The sequence below is a fragment of the Halotia branconii CENA392 genome (assembly GCF_029953635.1).
GTDB classification, from domain to species: domain Bacteria; phylum Cyanobacteriota; class Cyanobacteriia; order Cyanobacteriales; family Nostocaceae; genus Halotia; species Halotia branconii.
Window position 1 is genome coordinate 4,135,985 of the sequence record NZ_CP124543.1, and the last position, 14,841, is coordinate 4,150,825.

At 40.5% G+C, this 14,841-nt stretch carries 18 protein-coding genes; 6 read left to right on the top strand and 12 right to left on the bottom strand.

Features of this window, described 5'->3' with window-relative positions; all coding sequences use genetic code 11:
- Positions 1-115: 115 nt before the first annotated feature.
- From QI031_RS18170 to QI031_RS18200, 7 genes are all read right to left on the bottom strand, one after another.
- Positions 116-325, bottom strand: a complete 210-nt coding sequence (locus QI031_RS18170; protein ID WP_281481063.1) for a hypothetical protein — start codon at positions 323-325, stop codon at positions 116-118.
- A 135-nt stretch (positions 326-460) separates the two neighbouring features.
- Entirely contained in the window at positions 461-1,042 is a 582-nt protein-coding gene (locus QI031_RS18175) for a Uma2 family endonuclease (protein ID WP_281481064.1), read from the bottom strand.
- Entirely contained in the window at positions 1,039-1,176 is a 138-nt protein-coding gene (locus QI031_RS18180; protein WP_281481065.1) for a hypothetical protein, read from the bottom strand. Before QI031_RS18180 ends, QI031_RS18175 begins: the two co-directional genes overlap by 4 nt.
- Entirely contained in the window at positions 1,154-1,531 is a 378-nt protein-coding gene (locus tag QI031_RS18185; RefSeq protein WP_281481066.1) for a type II toxin-antitoxin system RelE/ParE family toxin, read from the bottom strand. Before QI031_RS18185 ends, QI031_RS18180 begins: the two co-directional genes overlap by 23 nt.
- Complete coding sequence (locus QI031_RS18190; protein ID WP_281481067.1) at positions 1,524-1,766, bottom strand: type II toxin-antitoxin system RelN family antitoxin; 243 nt, start codon at positions 1,764-1,766, stop codon at positions 1,524-1,526. The genes QI031_RS18185 and QI031_RS18190 overlap by 8 nt, the downstream gene beginning before the upstream one ends.
- 17 nt (positions 1,767-1,783) lie before the next feature.
- Positions 1,784-3,946: an N-6 DNA methylase gene (locus QI031_RS18195; RefSeq protein WP_281481068.1), complete on the bottom strand. Its 2,163-nt coding sequence runs from the start codon at positions 3,944-3,946 to the stop codon at positions 1,784-1,786.
- Positions 3,947-4,002: 56 nt separating this feature from the next.
- A complete protein-coding gene (locus tag QI031_RS18200) occupies positions 4,003-5,352 on the bottom strand; it encodes a type I restriction enzyme HsdR N-terminal domain-containing protein (protein ID WP_281481069.1) in 1,350 nt (449 codons plus the stop codon).
- A 181-nt stretch (positions 5,353-5,533) separates the two neighbouring features.
- Between QI031_RS18200 and QI031_RS18205 the strand changes: the two genes are divergently transcribed.
- Positions 5,534-5,659, top strand: a complete 126-nt coding sequence (locus QI031_RS18205; protein ID WP_281481070.1) for a hypothetical protein — start codon at positions 5,534-5,536, stop codon at positions 5,657-5,659.
- A gap of 215 nt (positions 5,660-5,874) precedes the next feature.
- On the opposite strand, the gene QI031_RS18210 is transcribed toward QI031_RS18205, so the two are convergent.
- The gene (locus tag QI031_RS18210) at positions 5,875-7,863 is read right to left on the bottom strand and encodes a primary-amine oxidase (protein WP_281481071.1); all 1,989 of its coding nucleotides are present in this window, start codon (positions 7,861-7,863) and stop codon (positions 5,875-5,877) included.
- Between the two features lie 350 nt (positions 7,864-8,213).
- Here QI031_RS18210 and QI031_RS18215 point away from each other — a divergent pair, with 350 nt between their 5' ends.
- The 3 genes from QI031_RS18215 (at position 8,214) to QI031_RS18225 (ending at position 9,978) form a co-directional block, all read left to right on the top strand.
- Positions 8,214-8,603, top strand: coding sequence for a DUF433 domain-containing protein (locus QI031_RS18215; protein ID WP_281481072.1), 390 nt, complete (start codon positions 8,214-8,216; stop codon positions 8,601-8,603).
- Complete coding sequence (locus QI031_RS18220; RefSeq protein ID WP_281481073.1) at positions 8,590-8,946, top strand: DUF5615 family PIN-like protein; 357 nt, start codon at positions 8,590-8,592, stop codon at positions 8,944-8,946. The genes QI031_RS18215 and QI031_RS18220 overlap by 14 nt, the downstream gene beginning before the upstream one ends.
- Before the next feature lie 171 nt (positions 8,947-9,117).
- Positions 9,118-9,978 (top strand): hypothetical protein, encoded by an 861-nt coding sequence (locus QI031_RS18225; RefSeq protein WP_281481074.1) that lies wholly within the window; start codon positions 9,118-9,120, stop codon positions 9,976-9,978.
- 19 nt (positions 9,979-9,997) lie between these two features.
- Here the strand turns inward: QI031_RS18225 and QI031_RS18230 are convergent, their stop codons facing one another.
- Genes QI031_RS18230 through rpmI form a run of 4 tightly spaced genes read right to left on the bottom strand, consistent with a single transcriptional unit; the run spans position 9,998 to position 12,071 of the window.
- Entirely contained in the window at positions 9,998-10,522 is a 525-nt protein-coding gene (locus tag QI031_RS18230) for a tetratricopeptide repeat protein (RefSeq protein WP_281481075.1), read from the bottom strand.
- A 29-nt stretch (positions 10,523-10,551) separates the two neighbouring features.
- The gene (locus QI031_RS18235) at positions 10,552-11,481 is read right to left on the bottom strand and encodes a transporter substrate-binding domain-containing protein (protein ID WP_281481076.1); all 930 of its coding nucleotides are present in this window, start codon (positions 11,479-11,481) and stop codon (positions 10,552-10,554) included.
- Positions 11,482-11,491: 10 nt separating this feature from the next.
- The gene (gene rplT, locus QI031_RS18240) at positions 11,492-11,848 is read right to left on the bottom strand and encodes a 50S ribosomal protein L20 (protein ID WP_281481077.1); all 357 of its coding nucleotides are present in this window, start codon (positions 11,846-11,848) and stop codon (positions 11,492-11,494) included.
- Between the two features lie 25 nt (positions 11,849-11,873).
- Complete coding sequence (gene rpmI, locus QI031_RS18245; protein WP_281481078.1) at positions 11,874-12,071, bottom strand: 50S ribosomal protein L35; 198 nt, start codon at positions 12,069-12,071, stop codon at positions 11,874-11,876.
- Positions 12,072-12,450: 379 nt separating this feature from the next.
- Between rpmI and QI031_RS18250 the strand changes: the two genes are divergently transcribed.
- Both QI031_RS18250 and QI031_RS18255 read left to right on the top strand, forming a co-directional pair.
- A complete protein-coding gene (locus QI031_RS18250) occupies positions 12,451-13,134 on the top strand; it encodes a conjugal transfer protein TrbI (RefSeq protein WP_281481079.1) in 684 nt (227 codons plus the stop codon).
- Positions 13,135-13,480: 346 nt separating this feature from the next.
- Complete coding sequence (locus QI031_RS18255; protein ID WP_281481080.1) at positions 13,481-14,722, top strand: S-layer homology domain-containing protein; 1,242 nt, start codon at positions 13,481-13,483, stop codon at positions 14,720-14,722.
- The last annotated feature ends 119 nt before the right edge of the window (positions 14,723-14,841 follow it).

Here is a 14,841-nt window from a genome sequence, read left to right on the forward strand (position 1 = left end):
CGGCGTAAAACTTTCAGCAGTTTCCACCTCTTCTATTACAGTCTTAATTTTCAGGATAAGTCCTCATCTCGAATCTTACTAAGATCCTTTTCAAAGCTTTTTCTGAACTAGACTTTCACGATTTCGGCTCCAAAAGTTGAAAGATGGAGTCGCTGTTAACCAGTTCAGTTGTTTCACCTTCCGCGATCGCTCGTTCCATTACTATGTCTTCAATAATTTCTGCCAAAAATTCAGAGACTTCTTCACGTTTATCACGAATCAATTCGATGATCGCGCTTTTCAATATTTCCTTGAGTTGTTCTGAGTTTAGGGTAATCTCGGACATTATGCCTCTATTAAATTAAGTTGAATTTGAGAAATTAATGCCAACAGCTTCAAGTTGTTGGTTTATTCAAGCCGTTGCGATCGCTTCATGCGTCTCTCTCTATCGGCTGTTCTATTCCTGTTTTAGCCATTCAACTCAAACGGTTGAAAAATCAATATTTTCATAAAGTTCTGCAATTTGAATTTGCAACTCAAAGGTACTCAAAGAAAGGGTGACAGTTGGGTCGTCGTATTCTGAAAATAGCCACTGATGAGCAGCTGTTTTGACATGATGCTCAACGTGTATGCGATATTGATCGATCAGCAAATACTCTTGGAAGGTAGGAATTTTACGATAGGCAACAAATTTCTCACTGCGATCGTAGTTTTGGGTGGACTTAGACAACACTTCCGCGATAAAGCAAGGGTTCACCACGGTATCTTTGCGTCCAGTTTGAAGTTCTAAGGGTTTGGGCAGAACCATCACATCGGGATAGGTATATAGGCTGACACTGGGAATCCAAAGTCGTTGATCGGCATAGAAAGTTCGGTAGTTTTTACCTTTTAGGGCAGATTTAAGCAAAATATACAAGTTTCCAGCAATATCGTTATGGTTGGGTGTTCCACCAGTCATTGGAATAATTTCTCCATCGCAGTATTCGTTGCGGATATCGGAGGCGATTTCAAGTTCCAGGTACTCTTCAACGGTGTAGTGTTTTGTCTCAGGTTGAGCAATCATGTCAGTTTTACCCCCAAGGCTTCAAGTTGCTGGTTTATCCAAGTTGTGGCTGTCGCTTCATCGGTTTCTATCGCCCGTTCTACTCCTGTTTTAGCAATTTCTAGCAGTGGTTTATATATCCCTTTCTTCATCATTGATTGTCTGTTGCTCATATTCTGCAATGATGCTCTGAATATCTTTTGCTGCAATATCAACTTGTTTAGATTTGGTATAAACAGTCAGTAGAATGATTCCAGTTGCTGTTTTGACGTAATAAATCAGACGATAGCCGCCACTTTTACCTTTTTGAGCGTCGCTATTTCGGACTCTCAACTTGAAGATTGCATAACCAACACCAGGTATTTGATCTCCTGATAACTCTCCCTGCTGAAGTTGTTCGATAACAGGTTGTATGTCATTCCGAATACTGCGATATTTTTTAGCAAGAGCGCGTATATTTCGTTTAAACGTTGGCGAAGCTTGAACTTGAATCAAAGGCTGATCAACCATCTTCAAGACCTTCCCAAAGTTGAGCCACCGGGATAGTGTGCCCAGTCATGGCTTCGTGCCAAGCTTGCCGGAAATCTGCTAAGACTTCTACTTGAGATTGATCATCGAGAACTTCTTCTTCTTCAGGGATTAGCACAATGACTTCTACTCGGCTATTTTTATCAGTTAAAAGCGGATGATCTAAAGTTAGTTGTCCCTGATCGTTAATCGTTGCCATAACTTTAAGTGCTTTCATGATTACTCCCAGATGCTTTAAGTGGTCGTGGTTAGATTAATGCCCAAGGCTTCAAGTTGCTGATTTATCCAAGTTGTGGCTGTTGCTTCATCAGTCTCAATAGCCTGTTCTACTCTTGTTTTAGCAATTTCTAGTAGTTGTTTGGATTTTAGTTTTAATGAAAATGATGAATTTATCTTTTCAACAATCTTTTGCTGTTGAAGTTTTGGTAAAATTGGAATTAACAAATTGGCTAAATCTGGTTGAGAAATACTGTAGTAGGCTACGCCATGAACTCGACGCTCAACCTGTAAGTAACCGAATTTTGAATTCAAAAATAAACTGACATACTCTGGTAAAACTTTTTGCCTAGAAACTGAAGTTAAACGTAGAAGCATAATTTCACTGCTAATAATCCCGTTAACTTCTAGTTCTGTAACAACTGCGGAATTACCAAAACTACCTTTACGGGTAAAAAGAATATCTCCGATTTGTAAGCCCACAGGCTTATCAACATCAGCCATCGTAATTGGAATTTTTACGGCACTGTCAAAATTAATCTGTCCGTTTTTGACATCGCCAACACGAATATAAGGCGTTCCTTCTTCGTTATACTCTCGGTAGTCAAAACCGTTTTGAATTGGTTCTATCAATGAACCTAAGTTTTGAGATGAAAAACCACAATTTTTAATAGCTTCTTCTGCTTGATCATATTTTGGTTGATAATATTCAGCATCTAAGCGCTCGGAGGACAGGAACGACTCAGCAAAACTCTTGACGGCAATGGTTTCTTCGGTAGATTGCCAGTTCTGCAAGCCAAGCTCCGACAACAGCAAATCCTCAGCTTGTTGATATATGTCCTTAGACAACTCTTTCGTTTCCCAAGATAGGTCAATTAATGATTTTATTCTTAGTTGAAATTTTATATTCAAAAAGGGTATGGGTATTAATCTGACTTTATTTAAGGGTAATCCTTGCTGAACCATACCGGAAGAATTTCTAATAACCCAGTCATAGCCAATATTTGAATTTAGGTAGGCTAAGAGATATTCAGGAAGAATTGGTGAATTTGAAATAATTGCTATTCTGGCAATATCTTGATCTATATTTGCTGGCAAAATATCACTTTTAACAATAGAACAACATCCTATTGTTCCACGATTAGCCAGAAGAATATCATTTTCTTGAAGAGAAGAACGTTTATTTTTATCATCAACCCATTGAGCTAATCCATCTGCACCAATTTTATCTGTAAACCAGTTCTTCGTATTTTTAGCCGTTATATGAGAGATGTTTGATGTTTCATCTACTTCATGATATCCATGCTGACCATCAGTAATAAATGCAATATCACCAAGAATGATATTTTCAAACTTATTTCTTTGAAAATATTCTTGTAAATATTGTTTTTTAAAAAAATCACTATCTACTCTAAAAGAAATATTTTCCTTCAAAGCTTCCTTTAAACTTAATTCAACTGCTTCCAGCCCATCCATTAACTGCTGATACTTCACAGCATCAAACGGCGCAACAGATGGGCTTAGTTCAAAAAAACTGAAGTTCTCCTTTTTGGCAAACTCAATAAACGCTTCAGCAATGCCGTCTTCTGTCTTTCCTTCGTGGTTATACAGGTCGTGATCTACCACTAAATGTTCGTGATTATCTCGCAAAAAATCACTCTCTACCCCAACGACTCGTTGCACTGGAGAAGGCGGCATCAAATCGCTGAGTTCATCATTGGGTGGTGCAGCCGCAGACGATGAAATCTTGCGCCAAATTTTGTCTCCAGAATTATCCTTCCCCGACTTTCGCATCGTGGCAAAAAAGATGTTGTAGTCATCCTTTCGGGGGCAGAGTGCGCCTGCTTTGGGGTCATCATTCCATTTCTGCACAAACAGCACAGAGGTTTTTGTGCCTGTGTGCGGCTTAAAGGTGTTGCCATGTAGTCCCACCACCGCCAAAATCCGGCAGCGTTCCGCAATGAAATCTCGAATGTTCTTGTCGGAAGAGTTGTTAAAGCGTCCTTGAGGAAGCACGATCGCCATTCTACCCCCTGGTTTCAAAAAATCCAGATTGCGCTCAATAAACAAAATATCGCGCCCGACTTTACTTTGCCACTTGCCATCCGGCTTTTTCGCTAGGTCATAGCGGGCAATCATGCGCGGTTCTTTGATGTCTCCTGCAAAGGGTGGATTTGCCATCAGCACATCAAATTGAAACTCTCGATAGTCCTTGCTATTTTTTGGCCGCAGCCGTTTCAGCCGTTTGAATCCCTCATGGTAAATGTCATCCCAATCATCTTGCTCGGTGACTTCATCGTGTTCAGGTGCAACACATTCGTCTGCCCATCCCCCGCAATCAGGTTTAGCGTCCGCGCCACTCGCACCGCCTTTTCATCAAAGTCGATCGCAAACACCTTTTCTTCCACATACTCCTTGCACCGGGGCGGCTTATCTTCCAGCGAAAACAAATGACTGGCTTGCAAACCCTCATCATCTAAAATCTGACGCCACACATGAAAAATTGTATGCACCGGAAACCCCGATGACCCCGCAGCTGTGTCGATCATGTACTCATCCTCTTGCGGGTTGAGCATTTTCACGCACAGATCAATTACATAGCGCGGCGTAAAAAACTGTCCCTTTTCGCCCTTGCTGCTCTGGTTGATCAAATACTCAAAGGCTTCATCGATTACATCCAGGTTGGAGTTAAACAGCTTGACATTTTCCAAAGATGACACACAAACCGACAGGTGAGACGGCGTGAGGCTAATTTTGGCATCCTCGCTAAACACCCCTTCCCACTTCTTCTTGGCTTTGTCGAATAGATCCTGAATCTTAGTTTTCAGTGCGGCTTCTGTCTGTCCCGTATTACGAAATTCTAAAGAACGGGTCGATCGCCTGTTGCCCTGTCCAGAATACCATTCATCATAGAGCTTGGTGAAAATCAGCTTAAACAGTTCCTCAAATACATCCACCCCAGCATTTGCTAGCACCTCATCTTCCATTTCTTCGATTAAGGTCTTGAGAGATTTATTCTCCTTCACCAATTTGTCATTAGCGATCAAGTCTTCCAGGGTGAACTTGATCTGGAGAATATCTGCTAGGGTTTGATTCGCATTGGGCAGCCCTGGAATGTCTTCAAAATAATTGGGATCTTTGCGCTGATAGTAGGAAATTTGATCGCCATTCGTCCAGACTGCGATGGGCGCACCTGTGGCATTGCAGTAAGAGCGCAGCTGGTCTTTTCCATCCTTGAGCTTTGGCTTTTTTAGCTCTACAAGTATGTAAACCGTGTTAGGACGGTCTTTGTCCATCACCACGATGTCTGCCCGTTTCACTTCTCGCCCAAAGTTCACCCCATACTCAACCTGAATGCGACTGAGGGGATAGTGCAAGCGATCGCTCAAAACTCGTAAATATAATTGCCGGATTGCCTCCTCTGGCGTTAGCTTAATCGCCTTTTGGCGCACCAAACAAACCGTATAAGGAACATCACCGTTTTTGGTCGCCTTGAGAGTAATCGTCTGCTCTAACTGCTCAATTTCAGCGATCGCAAACTGCGACAGCTTATAATTTGAGTCTTTGAGGATATCGGCTAATTTCATCAGGGGCTATCAAATTGACTCTAAGGGCTGCTTCGTCATCAGAGTTTAGCGTCATTGTAGTCACTGCCTGATAAATTTTTTTAATTCTTGAATGGCGATCGCTGGTTCTCAATGGACTCACGCCCGACGATGGACGCGCTATTTTTCTGCAAAAGGGGGCGTTTGTAGGCTAAGACACCCAGTGGCAAACTTTGATCGAGATTCGTTAAAATGTTATCGATTCAGCCTCACAGCAAAATGTTCTCCAACAAGTCAATTCACTGCTTTGGCGATCGCTGCTGTTTCTATCAATTACACTTTAATTTAATTCAATGGCTTCATTTTAACTTTTCCTGGGTTTGTTCACCAAAGGCGGCGGGAAGCCCACTTCTTCTCTTCCAGAGACGCTAACGCGAACAAGGAGTGTCCGGGATAGTCGCCCGCCACCGTCCGGTGTCAGTAGTCAGTGGTCAGTAGCGAAAACAACTAACAACTGACTACTGACCACTGACACGAAATCCCATCCCCTTTTATGGGATGAGCTTAAGGTAAATTAATGGCTGGATTGCGGGGAAAGAAGCCTCTAGGAGCAATTTTAAATCCAACTCGGTGAACAGGCATTACAGGCCAATCCTCCGATCGCGGGATATGAGTTACGCCCATTGTGTACCACAAAACGATATCTTCACCCATCAAAGATTCATCATTTGAAATGTATTTTGGTAAACCTTGGTTGGGTTGAGTTTGATTAGGATAATCGCCACCAGCGTAAAGTTCATCTGGCTGATATTTTGTTACCCAGACATGATGAGTAGCAAATTCTGCTTTCTGGCGAATTTTTGAAGCTTCCACAGGTAAAAATACAGCATTTCCTCCTGGCATTAGCATATATCCAGGTGCAGCCTCCAGAGTATTTTTTTGGTCTGCGCTGACAATCATCCATTCTCGACTGTGTTTTAAATCCAGATCGCGTACAGCAGTTGTTTCTTTTGCTAAGGGAGTTTCTTCAACTGCGATCGCATTTCCTAAAGGATTTTTTTCATCCATCGGTAAGGCTTGGACATTCATTTCCATGACAGAATTAGCCTGACCATCTACATCCATATCTAAACGGTAATTGAAAAAGTGCTGATGATTCACTCCAATAATATTCTTAGCTATTAACTTACCATAGGCATCTGCTTCAGCAGCCGTTCCTTTTGCCAGCACAATCCCCGTTAATTCGTTTTCCACCTCCAAAGTACCATCCTGATGAAAAATCCAATTGAGGCTGTAATCATAGTTATCAACTGCCACAGTCATCGTCATTACTAGTTCACGACTGCGGCGTACATCATTACGTTGAGTATTATATTCATAATGCTTCCAAAGCATTCCGCGATCGCGTTCGTAAATACCCACAATCCCCGGCATTACAAAAGGTTCTCCTTGCTCATTAGCTAATACAGAATCCAATAACAAGCCGTTTTCGGGAATTTCTTTACCTAATTCCATTCTGCTTGCTAAAGAACCTAAGTTGTATTCTCCAACATCAAAGGCATTCCGAAATGACCAAGTAGGATCGGGATCACCATAAGGTACAACCATCTCCGATAGACTGGCACGGTATAATACTGGTCGAATTTTTTCTCCGTCGTTGTAATTAACCAAGTACAGGATTAACCCTTCACGGGGATGCATTAAATAGCGAAACTTCCAACCTTGCCAGCTAATCTCATTATCATTAATTCGGAAATTTGCACCTTGAGGTTGCAAAATTTTTAATGCTTTGAGTGGTGAAAGTAATTTGCCTAAAGACTTTAGATCGTAGTCCCAGTTTGCTTTCGAGAAGGGAACAATTCCCTGATCTACAAAACTGGAGATTGTACCAGTATTTAAGTTGACCGTTGCCAACACTCCCTCAATGGGACTGCCGTAATAATTCCAGCGTTCGCTTCCAGCGCGCCGTAGGTGTTCGCCTTTGTAATAAGATAAAGCTCGACACAGACGATTACCTGCGGCTTCTTCTTGTTTACTGAGAACTCCCGCCGCCCAACAACTGATTTGGACTTGATCAAAATCTGTAATTCCCCGCTTCTTCATTGCGGTTCGCCAGCGAGGATCAGCTTTGACTACATGGTTGGCCAATTCATATTCTGGATTAACAATTGCAGGCTGAACACCAGTTATTTCTTGCCAAGAACTTAATTTTTGAGTTTGCAGATCAACTACACCTTCATAAGTTTTGTTTTGCGATCGTTCATAGACTACTAAAAAAGCTTGTCGCGGAAATGATTTACCGGATGTAAAATTAATAACTGCATTTTTATCTGGTTCTTGTAAGGCAATCACTGGAAATACTGCCATTTCACTCAACGTTTTTGCTTTTTTGAGTACTGAAACCGCAGTTGTAATTTCTGCTTTTGTTAAAGAAGCTAAAGGATGGGAGATTACAGGCTGTTGAGCTGATAATCTTTCTGTCAAACCTACAGAGAACGAAATGCAAATAATGATGGCGATCGCTAAACCAAAAAACTGTAGCCTCTTAATCATTTTTTATATGTTGAGAACAATGTATAGTTATCTATTTCCTAACTTCAGCTAGGAACCCGATAGATTTAGAAGCTTAGACCAAATTAATTTACCAGCATTGGTTATTAGTAAACATAAGTAGCTCAGAGCGAGTTTCTAGCTAAAAAAGGTAGATTCAAACAGATCTTGCCCATGATTCATACCGTTTCACTTTAAAATTGATACAAATAGGCAGCAGGGGAGCAGGGAGCAGGGGGAAAGAATTAAAGACCAATCATCTGTTTCAAATATTTCGTGAAATGGTATCAAAATAGGATGTTTATTTAGATTTAGAATATGATATTTCTAGAGTCAGAAACTAAAAACTAAAAATGACAATATATGCCCTAAATTTACCTGACCAGTTGAAACATGAGATTGAGCAATTAGCTCAGAGTCAGGGTATTTCGCTTGACCAATTTATTTTGTGGGCTGTAACAGAAAAAGTAAGTACCCTGAAAGCGTCTTTTCTACAAATTGCTTATCGTCAGGGTGCAAAAGGGCAAATTGTACCAGTCATCAAAGGGACAGGAATTAGAGTGCAGACTGTGGCGATCGCTTTCCAAAAATGGGGTATGAATCCAAGTCAGATTGCTAATGAGTATGAGCTTACTGAAGTGCAGGTAAAAGAAGCTCTGAGTTTTTATGCAGTAAATAAAGTGCAGATTGACACGGCGATCGCTTTTGAGCAATCCTTAGAACTTGCCAATGGTGAAACTTAAGCTTCATCTGGATGCAGATACCTCAAGTAAATCCCTGCATTCAGCATTGGTGGCTAAAGGGCATGATGTCACTCGTACACCAAATGACTGGATGTCCTTGGATGCTAATGATGAAACTCAATTATTACGCTCAACTGCTCAGAGCAGATGCATCTTTACTTTTAACGTGAGAGACTTTATTGTTCTAGCACAACAGTATCCTCAACATAGCGGGATTATCCTTGCTGCTCAGAATAGTTGGTCACTTTCAGATTTGATTGCGGCATTAAATGGCCTGTTATCTGAGGCAAAAGCAGCAGATTGGGTTGGTCAGATAGATTGGCTCAATCGGTGGCGAAAGTAGTTATTAAATCAGATTTATTTGAGTTATAATTTTCCTCGGAATGCACAATTTGGAAACTTAGATCAAATTAATTTACCAGCATTGGTCATCTATAATATTTTCTCAATTTTGTTTTATTAAGTTTAATAAATATTAAGTGCATTTTCATAGAGTGTTAGTACCGGGAGCAATATGAAAATAAAAATCTGGCCAATAGCTTTAACACTCTTTTTATGTTTCGGTTATATAGTTTCTCAGGTGAAAGCAGCTAAACCTATAAAGAACAACGGTATGGATGAGCAATTTAGAAATGAAGCAACGAAGCAGTTTACTCGCCCTTGGTCTGCAAGGCGAGGTATTGAATCGATTGATCGCAATGCTGAAGTTATACTTGTGAAAGTACCGTTAGATCAGCTATCCAATGCTCTTGCTAAAAAATCTATAGAATCCCGATATGATGTGATGGGAAAAGAGATCGAAGCGTCAGGTACTTTTGTATTTGCATATCAATTAGTTGGACATCCTTGGTCGATTATAGTTTCTGACACAATGCATTTGCAATCAACCGAATTAGCCCAGCTTTCAAAACAATTAGAAAAACCAGTTATCAAGCTGAATGTAAGTGACACTAGCGGTACAATTGGCTACGATTTATTTGAAGATGGAAGACTTGTTGAATACTTTCAGGGAGAAGAAGGTGAGTTAGCTGATGATGCTAACGAACATGGAATCCAGCCGCAACGGTATCTATTATCTCCATACCCAGATGATGAACCCGAAACTCAACAAACGGCATATTTTTGGTCACTTCGTCGTCAATTAATAGCTAAAGAAATTGGCAATATTTGGAGTTTTACAAATCAATTTTTGATTGAGTATGATGCCTTTGATCCTGCCATTGACTCTAGCTATCTACTAGGAGAATCTTCTTTAAGACGTGGCGATCGCTATCAAGTTCAAAATCAAGGTTTCACTTTAGTTTTAGGTTATGGGCAAAAAATTACGTCTGTACCTGATTTAGTCAGGGTCGATTACTTCAAATTGGGAAATTAATTCAGTTACCTTTGATAAACTATGCAGAAACCAAACGGCGTAAAGATTCAGCCCGACGTTTGGCTGTAGTATTATTAGGAGCAAATTTTAATGCTTCTTCGTAAGCTTGTAATGCCTGAGTAGTTAATTTTTTTCGTTCATAAGCATGTCCCAAATTATTTAAGGCTGTCACATAATCGGGTTTACGTTTTAAGGCCTCTTTGTATTGACGAATTGCTAAATCATATTGCTCTTGAGCAAAATAAACATAACCTAGTCCGTTGAAAATAGGAGCGCTATCTTCTTCTTGTTCTTCTTCAGCGGCTTTAATCGCTTTTTGAAACAGCGCGATCGCCTGAGAAAAAACCTTTTTTTCTGAATAAATACTCGCTAATTCGTAATATTCTTGAGCCGTACCCTTTTCTTTTTCCAATTTTTTTCGCAACCGTGACATTGCATTTTCACGCTTACGAGTTTTAAAAATCTGGCGAAAAATACTCACAACTGCAAATGCAAGTATACCTACAAAAATTGAGAGGTAAACAACGGCTAGATTATTATCCATTATTTTGAAATATAAATACTAAAAGTTACTTAAGGCAAACCCCAATACTTAGCACGTTCTTTTAGCCAACCTTTTGCTGTGTAAAGCGCGATCGCTTCATTAATCTGTCGTCTTAAATCATCGTACTGCAATCCCTTGGGCATGACTACAGATAACGGTGCAGTTGATAGCTTCGTTGGCAAAAGTCGATATTGGGGATATTGTTGCACCCAACCGCTAAGAACGCTAGTATCTGCGGCAAAGGCTGTTACCGCATTGCTTTCTATTTGTTGTCGCGCTTCTTCATAAGAATTAACACCAACTAACTCAGCATTAGGAACATAATACCGAACTTCGGCAATGGTACTAGAGTGATTGAGTACGGCAACTTTCCGTTTTGCCAAATCACTAAACTTCTGCACAGAGGCATCTTTTGTAATTAAGACAGTACCATCGAAGTAATAAGGTACACTGAAACTTACCAAACGAGCGCGTGATTCAGTTGCTGTAACTCTAGCGATCGCCAAATCAACTTTATCATCTAAAACTACAGACAGGCGATCGCGGTTTATTACTGGTTGCAATTTTACAGCATTATCTTTATCTAGCAATTCTTCTGTCAAGCGTTTTGCTATGTCAATCTCTAAGCCTTGTAGATTGCCATTAGCATCTTTAAAAGCTAAGGGACGAAGGTTATCTTTAACAGCAATCTTTAAATAGCCCCGCCGTTGAATTTCTGGCATGGTGGCGGCAGATGCAGTCAATCCGATTCCTAAAAACGAATAGCAAAAAATAGTGGCTGACAATATCAAAGTTAAGTATGTACAAGCTTTGGGGGCAAATTGGCGTAGATTAGAGTAAAGAATGAAGGATGAAAAAAAGAATTTTTGCCTCATGTATGTATTCTTTTTTTCCAAGCAATTAGCTTCTCTTGGCAACTTATCTTCAGATCTATCTGTAGAATATACTTCAGCCTTCATTCTTTACACTTTACCCTTTTGCTTGGCTTGCCAATTCAGCAACTTTGCTAAAGCTAGCTGGATCGAGGACTGCCAATTGTGCCAACATCTTACGATTGAGTTGGATGTCTGCTTTTTTCAAGTTGCCCATCAGCTGACTGTAACTCAAGCCATGTTGTCTAGAAGCCGCGTTAATCCGGGTGATCCAAAGGCGACGAAAATCGCGCTTTTTCTTTTTGCGATCGCGGTAAGAACTGCGTAGTGCCTTCATTACCTGTTGGTTGGCGGTTCTAAATAAAGTTGAGTGAGAACCACGAAAACCTTTAGCTAGTTTGAGAATTTTATTGCGGCGTTTACGAGCTACATTACCGCGTTTTACCCTAGTCATAATTTATTTCCTGAAAAACTTATACTTACAAATATGGGAGCATCAAGCGCACATTCTCTGCATCGCGTTCATTGACAAGTGCAGTCTGGGACAGTTTACGCTTTTTGTTGGCAGACTTGTGTTCTAAAAGGTGATTTTTGAAAGCTTTACGGCGCACGATTTTACCTGTGCCAGTGGCACGGAATCGCTTCGCTGCTGCTTTACGGGTCTTTAATTTAGGCATGGTCTAGCTTGGAATCGACACAATCTCTAATTATAGACTAAGACCATGAAATTGCGCGAGTTGCTGGGTTGAAGTTTTAAACGAAGTTCTCTCGCATAACTTTACTTGGTGTATGGTTGGCGATCGCTGTGAGTTTTTAAATTATCGCTAAAAAACTTAAAATAGAAGATATGAGTTGGCCGTTAATTCGTCCGCCTTTACCAGGATTGATTTTATGTAGACATAGGCGGTAAAAAAAATTAAGAACTGCATGTACTTCACATGTCATGAGAAACCTGTCTTGCGGAATATGACTATAGTCACGTTTAAAAACGGTCAGAAACAAACTCAGTAAGTCCTCGTCATTAAATATATTACAGACATAAATGGAAGCCCTACTATGACACGCTTTTATCGTTGGAAATCTGGAACTGCTGCACTTATGACAATGGCAATGACTACAGTTGCCCTTACTCCTCTAATTACATTAGCTCCTGCTAATGCACAATACAATATCGGACAATCTAGAAACATCACCATTCCTTCAGGGGTAAGTTTTCCTGTGAGAGCCGACAGCGATAAAATTACTGTTAAGCCTGGGGAAACTAAATCTTTAAGACTGAAAATTGCCAATGACATTATTGATAGGAATAGAAATGTATTAATTCCTAGAAACACTGAAATTGTTGGACAACTAGAACCTGTAAATCTAGATACTTATTATAGAGATAGAGATAACAGACAAGGTGTACGGTTTGTAGCCCAAGAATTAATATTTTCTAATGGCCAACGTCAACAGATTAATGCTACTTCTCAGACATATACTACAACCGAAAAAATTTCCCAAGGACCTAATACTGGTCAGGTTTTAACTGATGCAGCTATTGGTGCAGGTGCTGGTCTTTTAGGTTCACTAGTTACAGGTAATCGAAGAATCGATGATTTAAAACCTGTGATTGGTGCGGCTGCGGGTGCAGGAGCAAGTGTACTATTACGGAAACAAGAAACTGAAGCCTTCGTCATTAGACCAGAACAGGATTTAAGACTCACATTAAATTCTAACTTGACATTATATCGCTACTAAAAATCGTTCATTTTTAGTCGTGAACTTAATCATTATCTATGAGCGATCGCCGCTTTTAATATAGTAGGCGATCGCTTAGTTTTTAATCGGAAAAATATTTAATTATCAGCAACTTTCCTGCCTTTTGTATCGTCTTCTATTATATCCACATTGGTTTGATAGCAAGTAATAGGTATTAGGTAATTGCACTATTATCTAATACCTATTTTTTAGGATATAAAGTTGTTTTAGAACTGCTATTTAGAGTAAAAATAGACATAAAACATCAAAAAAATAGGAACTTTGTATTTCATAAATGGTCTAAGTAACTAACAGAAGAAAAAATAAATTTAATGGAGTAAAAACAATGTTTACTTTAAATCGTTGGCAATCTAAAACATCTGCTCTTATGGCTTTGAGCCTTACAGTAGGTGCTATGGCTCCTTTTGTTGCAGCCGCACCATCTTTAGCTCAAACTACCTTTTCTGATGTTTCATCTAATTATTGGGCATCACAATTTATTCAACAATTATCACAGCGAGGTGTAATTGCTGGCTTCCCTGATGGTAGTTTCCGTCCAGAAGAACCTGTGACACGCGCTCAATTTGCGGCAATGGTCAACAAAGCTTTCCAAAAAGCCCAAAAACGTCAGCCAATTGGATTTGTAGATGTACCTAGCAACTATTGGGCATCAAGCGCCATTCAGCAAGCTTATACTATTGGTTTCTTGTCGGGATACCCTGGCAATCGCTTTGAACCTAACCAAGCTATTCCCCGCCAACAAGTTTTAGTTTCCCTCGCCAATGGTCTGGAATATTCTCCCATTGGTAACGTTAACAGCACTCTCCAATACTTCAATGATGCCTATAACATTGCTGACTATGCCCGTAGTCCCATCGCAGCAGCGACTGAGAAGCAAATTGTAGTCAACTATCCTAACGTTAAGTTCTTAAATCCCACTACAACCGCTACACGCGCCCAAGTAGCAGCTTTTATCTACCAAGCGTTGGTTAGTTCTAATCAAGCCTCGGCAATTAACTCGCCTTATATCGTGGCTGGTGGACAAACTACGCCAACACCCGTAGCTGTAACCATTCCCCAAGGAACCTCTATTCCTGTCAAATATGACAAGGCAGAAAAAATTCTGGTGACTAAAGATGAAACAGCACCTTTAACGCTAACAGTATCGCAAAGCGTAGTTACTCAAGAAGGAGCAGTAGTGATTCCTGCTGGTAGTCAAGTTATTGGTCAACTCAAACCTGCAACAGGCGGTTCTCAATTCGTGGCTGAAAAACTAGTTTTAACTACAGGCCAAGAGTATCAAATTAACGCTACTTCGGAAGTTATTACCAAAAAAGAAACTGTGAACAAGGGTACTAGTACAGGTACAATTCTCAAGAATACTGTTTTAGGGGCAGGAGCCGCCGCCGCAGTCTCTGCCGTCACAGGCGATCGCGCGATCGCCACAGAAGAAGTCTTGGGTGGTGCTGGTATCGGTGCATTAATCGGTTTATTCTTTGGCAAGAATAGCGTTGATTTAATCGCTATCAACCCAGACACCGATTTGCAGATGACAATCAATCAAAATCTGTTAGTTTCACTCAAATAGCCCGTACCCTAGTTTAACTACGAATTGTGAAAAAGCAGGAGAAGCTCTATCTTCCCCCCTGCTCCCCTTCGGGTTCGCCAGTCCAACGCCAGTCGCTCCTGGGGGAAACCCCCATGACC

Coding starts and splice junctions, on each gene's coding strand:
- QI031_RS18220 (WP_281481073.1), top strand. CDS start 8,590: ATGGTGAAACTTAAGCTTCATCTGGATGCAGATACCTCAAGTAAATCC.
- QI031_RS18180 (WP_281481065.1), bottom strand. CDS start 1,176: ATGATGAAGAAAGGGATATATAAACCACTGCTAGAAATTGCTAAAACA.
- QI031_RS18170 (WP_281481063.1), bottom strand. CDS start 325: ATGTCCGAGATTACCCTAAACTCAGAACAACTCAAGGAAATATTGAAA.
- QI031_RS18235 (WP_281481076.1), bottom strand. CDS start 11,481: ATGAAGGCTGAAGTATATTCTACAGATAGATCTGAAGATAAGTTGCCA.
- QI031_RS18215 (WP_281481072.1), top strand. CDS start 8,214: ATGACAATATATGCCCTAAATTTACCTGACCAGTTGAAACATGAGATT.
- QI031_RS18195 (WP_281481068.1), bottom strand. CDS start 3,946: ATGGCAAATCCACCCTTTGCAGGAGACATCAAAGAACCGCGCATGATT.
- QI031_RS18255 (WP_281481080.1), top strand. CDS start 13,481: ATGTTTACTTTAAATCGTTGGCAATCTAAAACATCTGCTCTTATGGCT.
- QI031_RS18210 (WP_281481071.1), bottom strand. CDS start 7,863: ATGATTAAGAGGCTACAGTTTTTTGGTTTAGCGATCGCCATCATTATT.
- rplT (WP_281481077.1), bottom strand. CDS start 11,848: ATGACTAGGGTAAAACGCGGTAATGTAGCTCGTAAACGCCGCAATAAA.
- QI031_RS18200 (WP_281481069.1), bottom strand. CDS start 5,352: ATGAAATTAGCCGATATCCTCAAAGACTCAAATTATAAGCTGTCGCAG.
- QI031_RS18225 (WP_281481074.1), top strand. CDS start 9,118: ATGAAAATAAAAATCTGGCCAATAGCTTTAACACTCTTTTTATGTTTC.
- QI031_RS18190 (WP_281481067.1), bottom strand. CDS start 1,766: ATGAAAGCACTTAAAGTTATGGCAACGATTAACGATCAGGGACAACTA.
- QI031_RS18230 (WP_281481075.1), bottom strand. CDS start 10,522: ATGGATAATAATCTAGCCGTTGTTTACCTCTCAATTTTTGTAGGTATA.
- QI031_RS18175 (WP_281481064.1), bottom strand. CDS start 1,042: ATGATTGCTCAACCTGAGACAAAACACTACACCGTTGAAGAGTACCTG.
- QI031_RS18185 (WP_281481066.1), bottom strand. CDS start 1,531: ATGGTTGATCAGCCTTTGATTCAAGTTCAAGCTTCGCCAACGTTTAAA.
- QI031_RS18250 (WP_281481079.1), top strand. CDS start 12,451: ATGACACGCTTTTATCGTTGGAAATCTGGAACTGCTGCACTTATGACA.
- rpmI (WP_281481078.1), bottom strand. CDS start 12,071: ATGCCTAAATTAAAGACCCGTAAAGCAGCAGCGAAGCGATTCCGTGCC.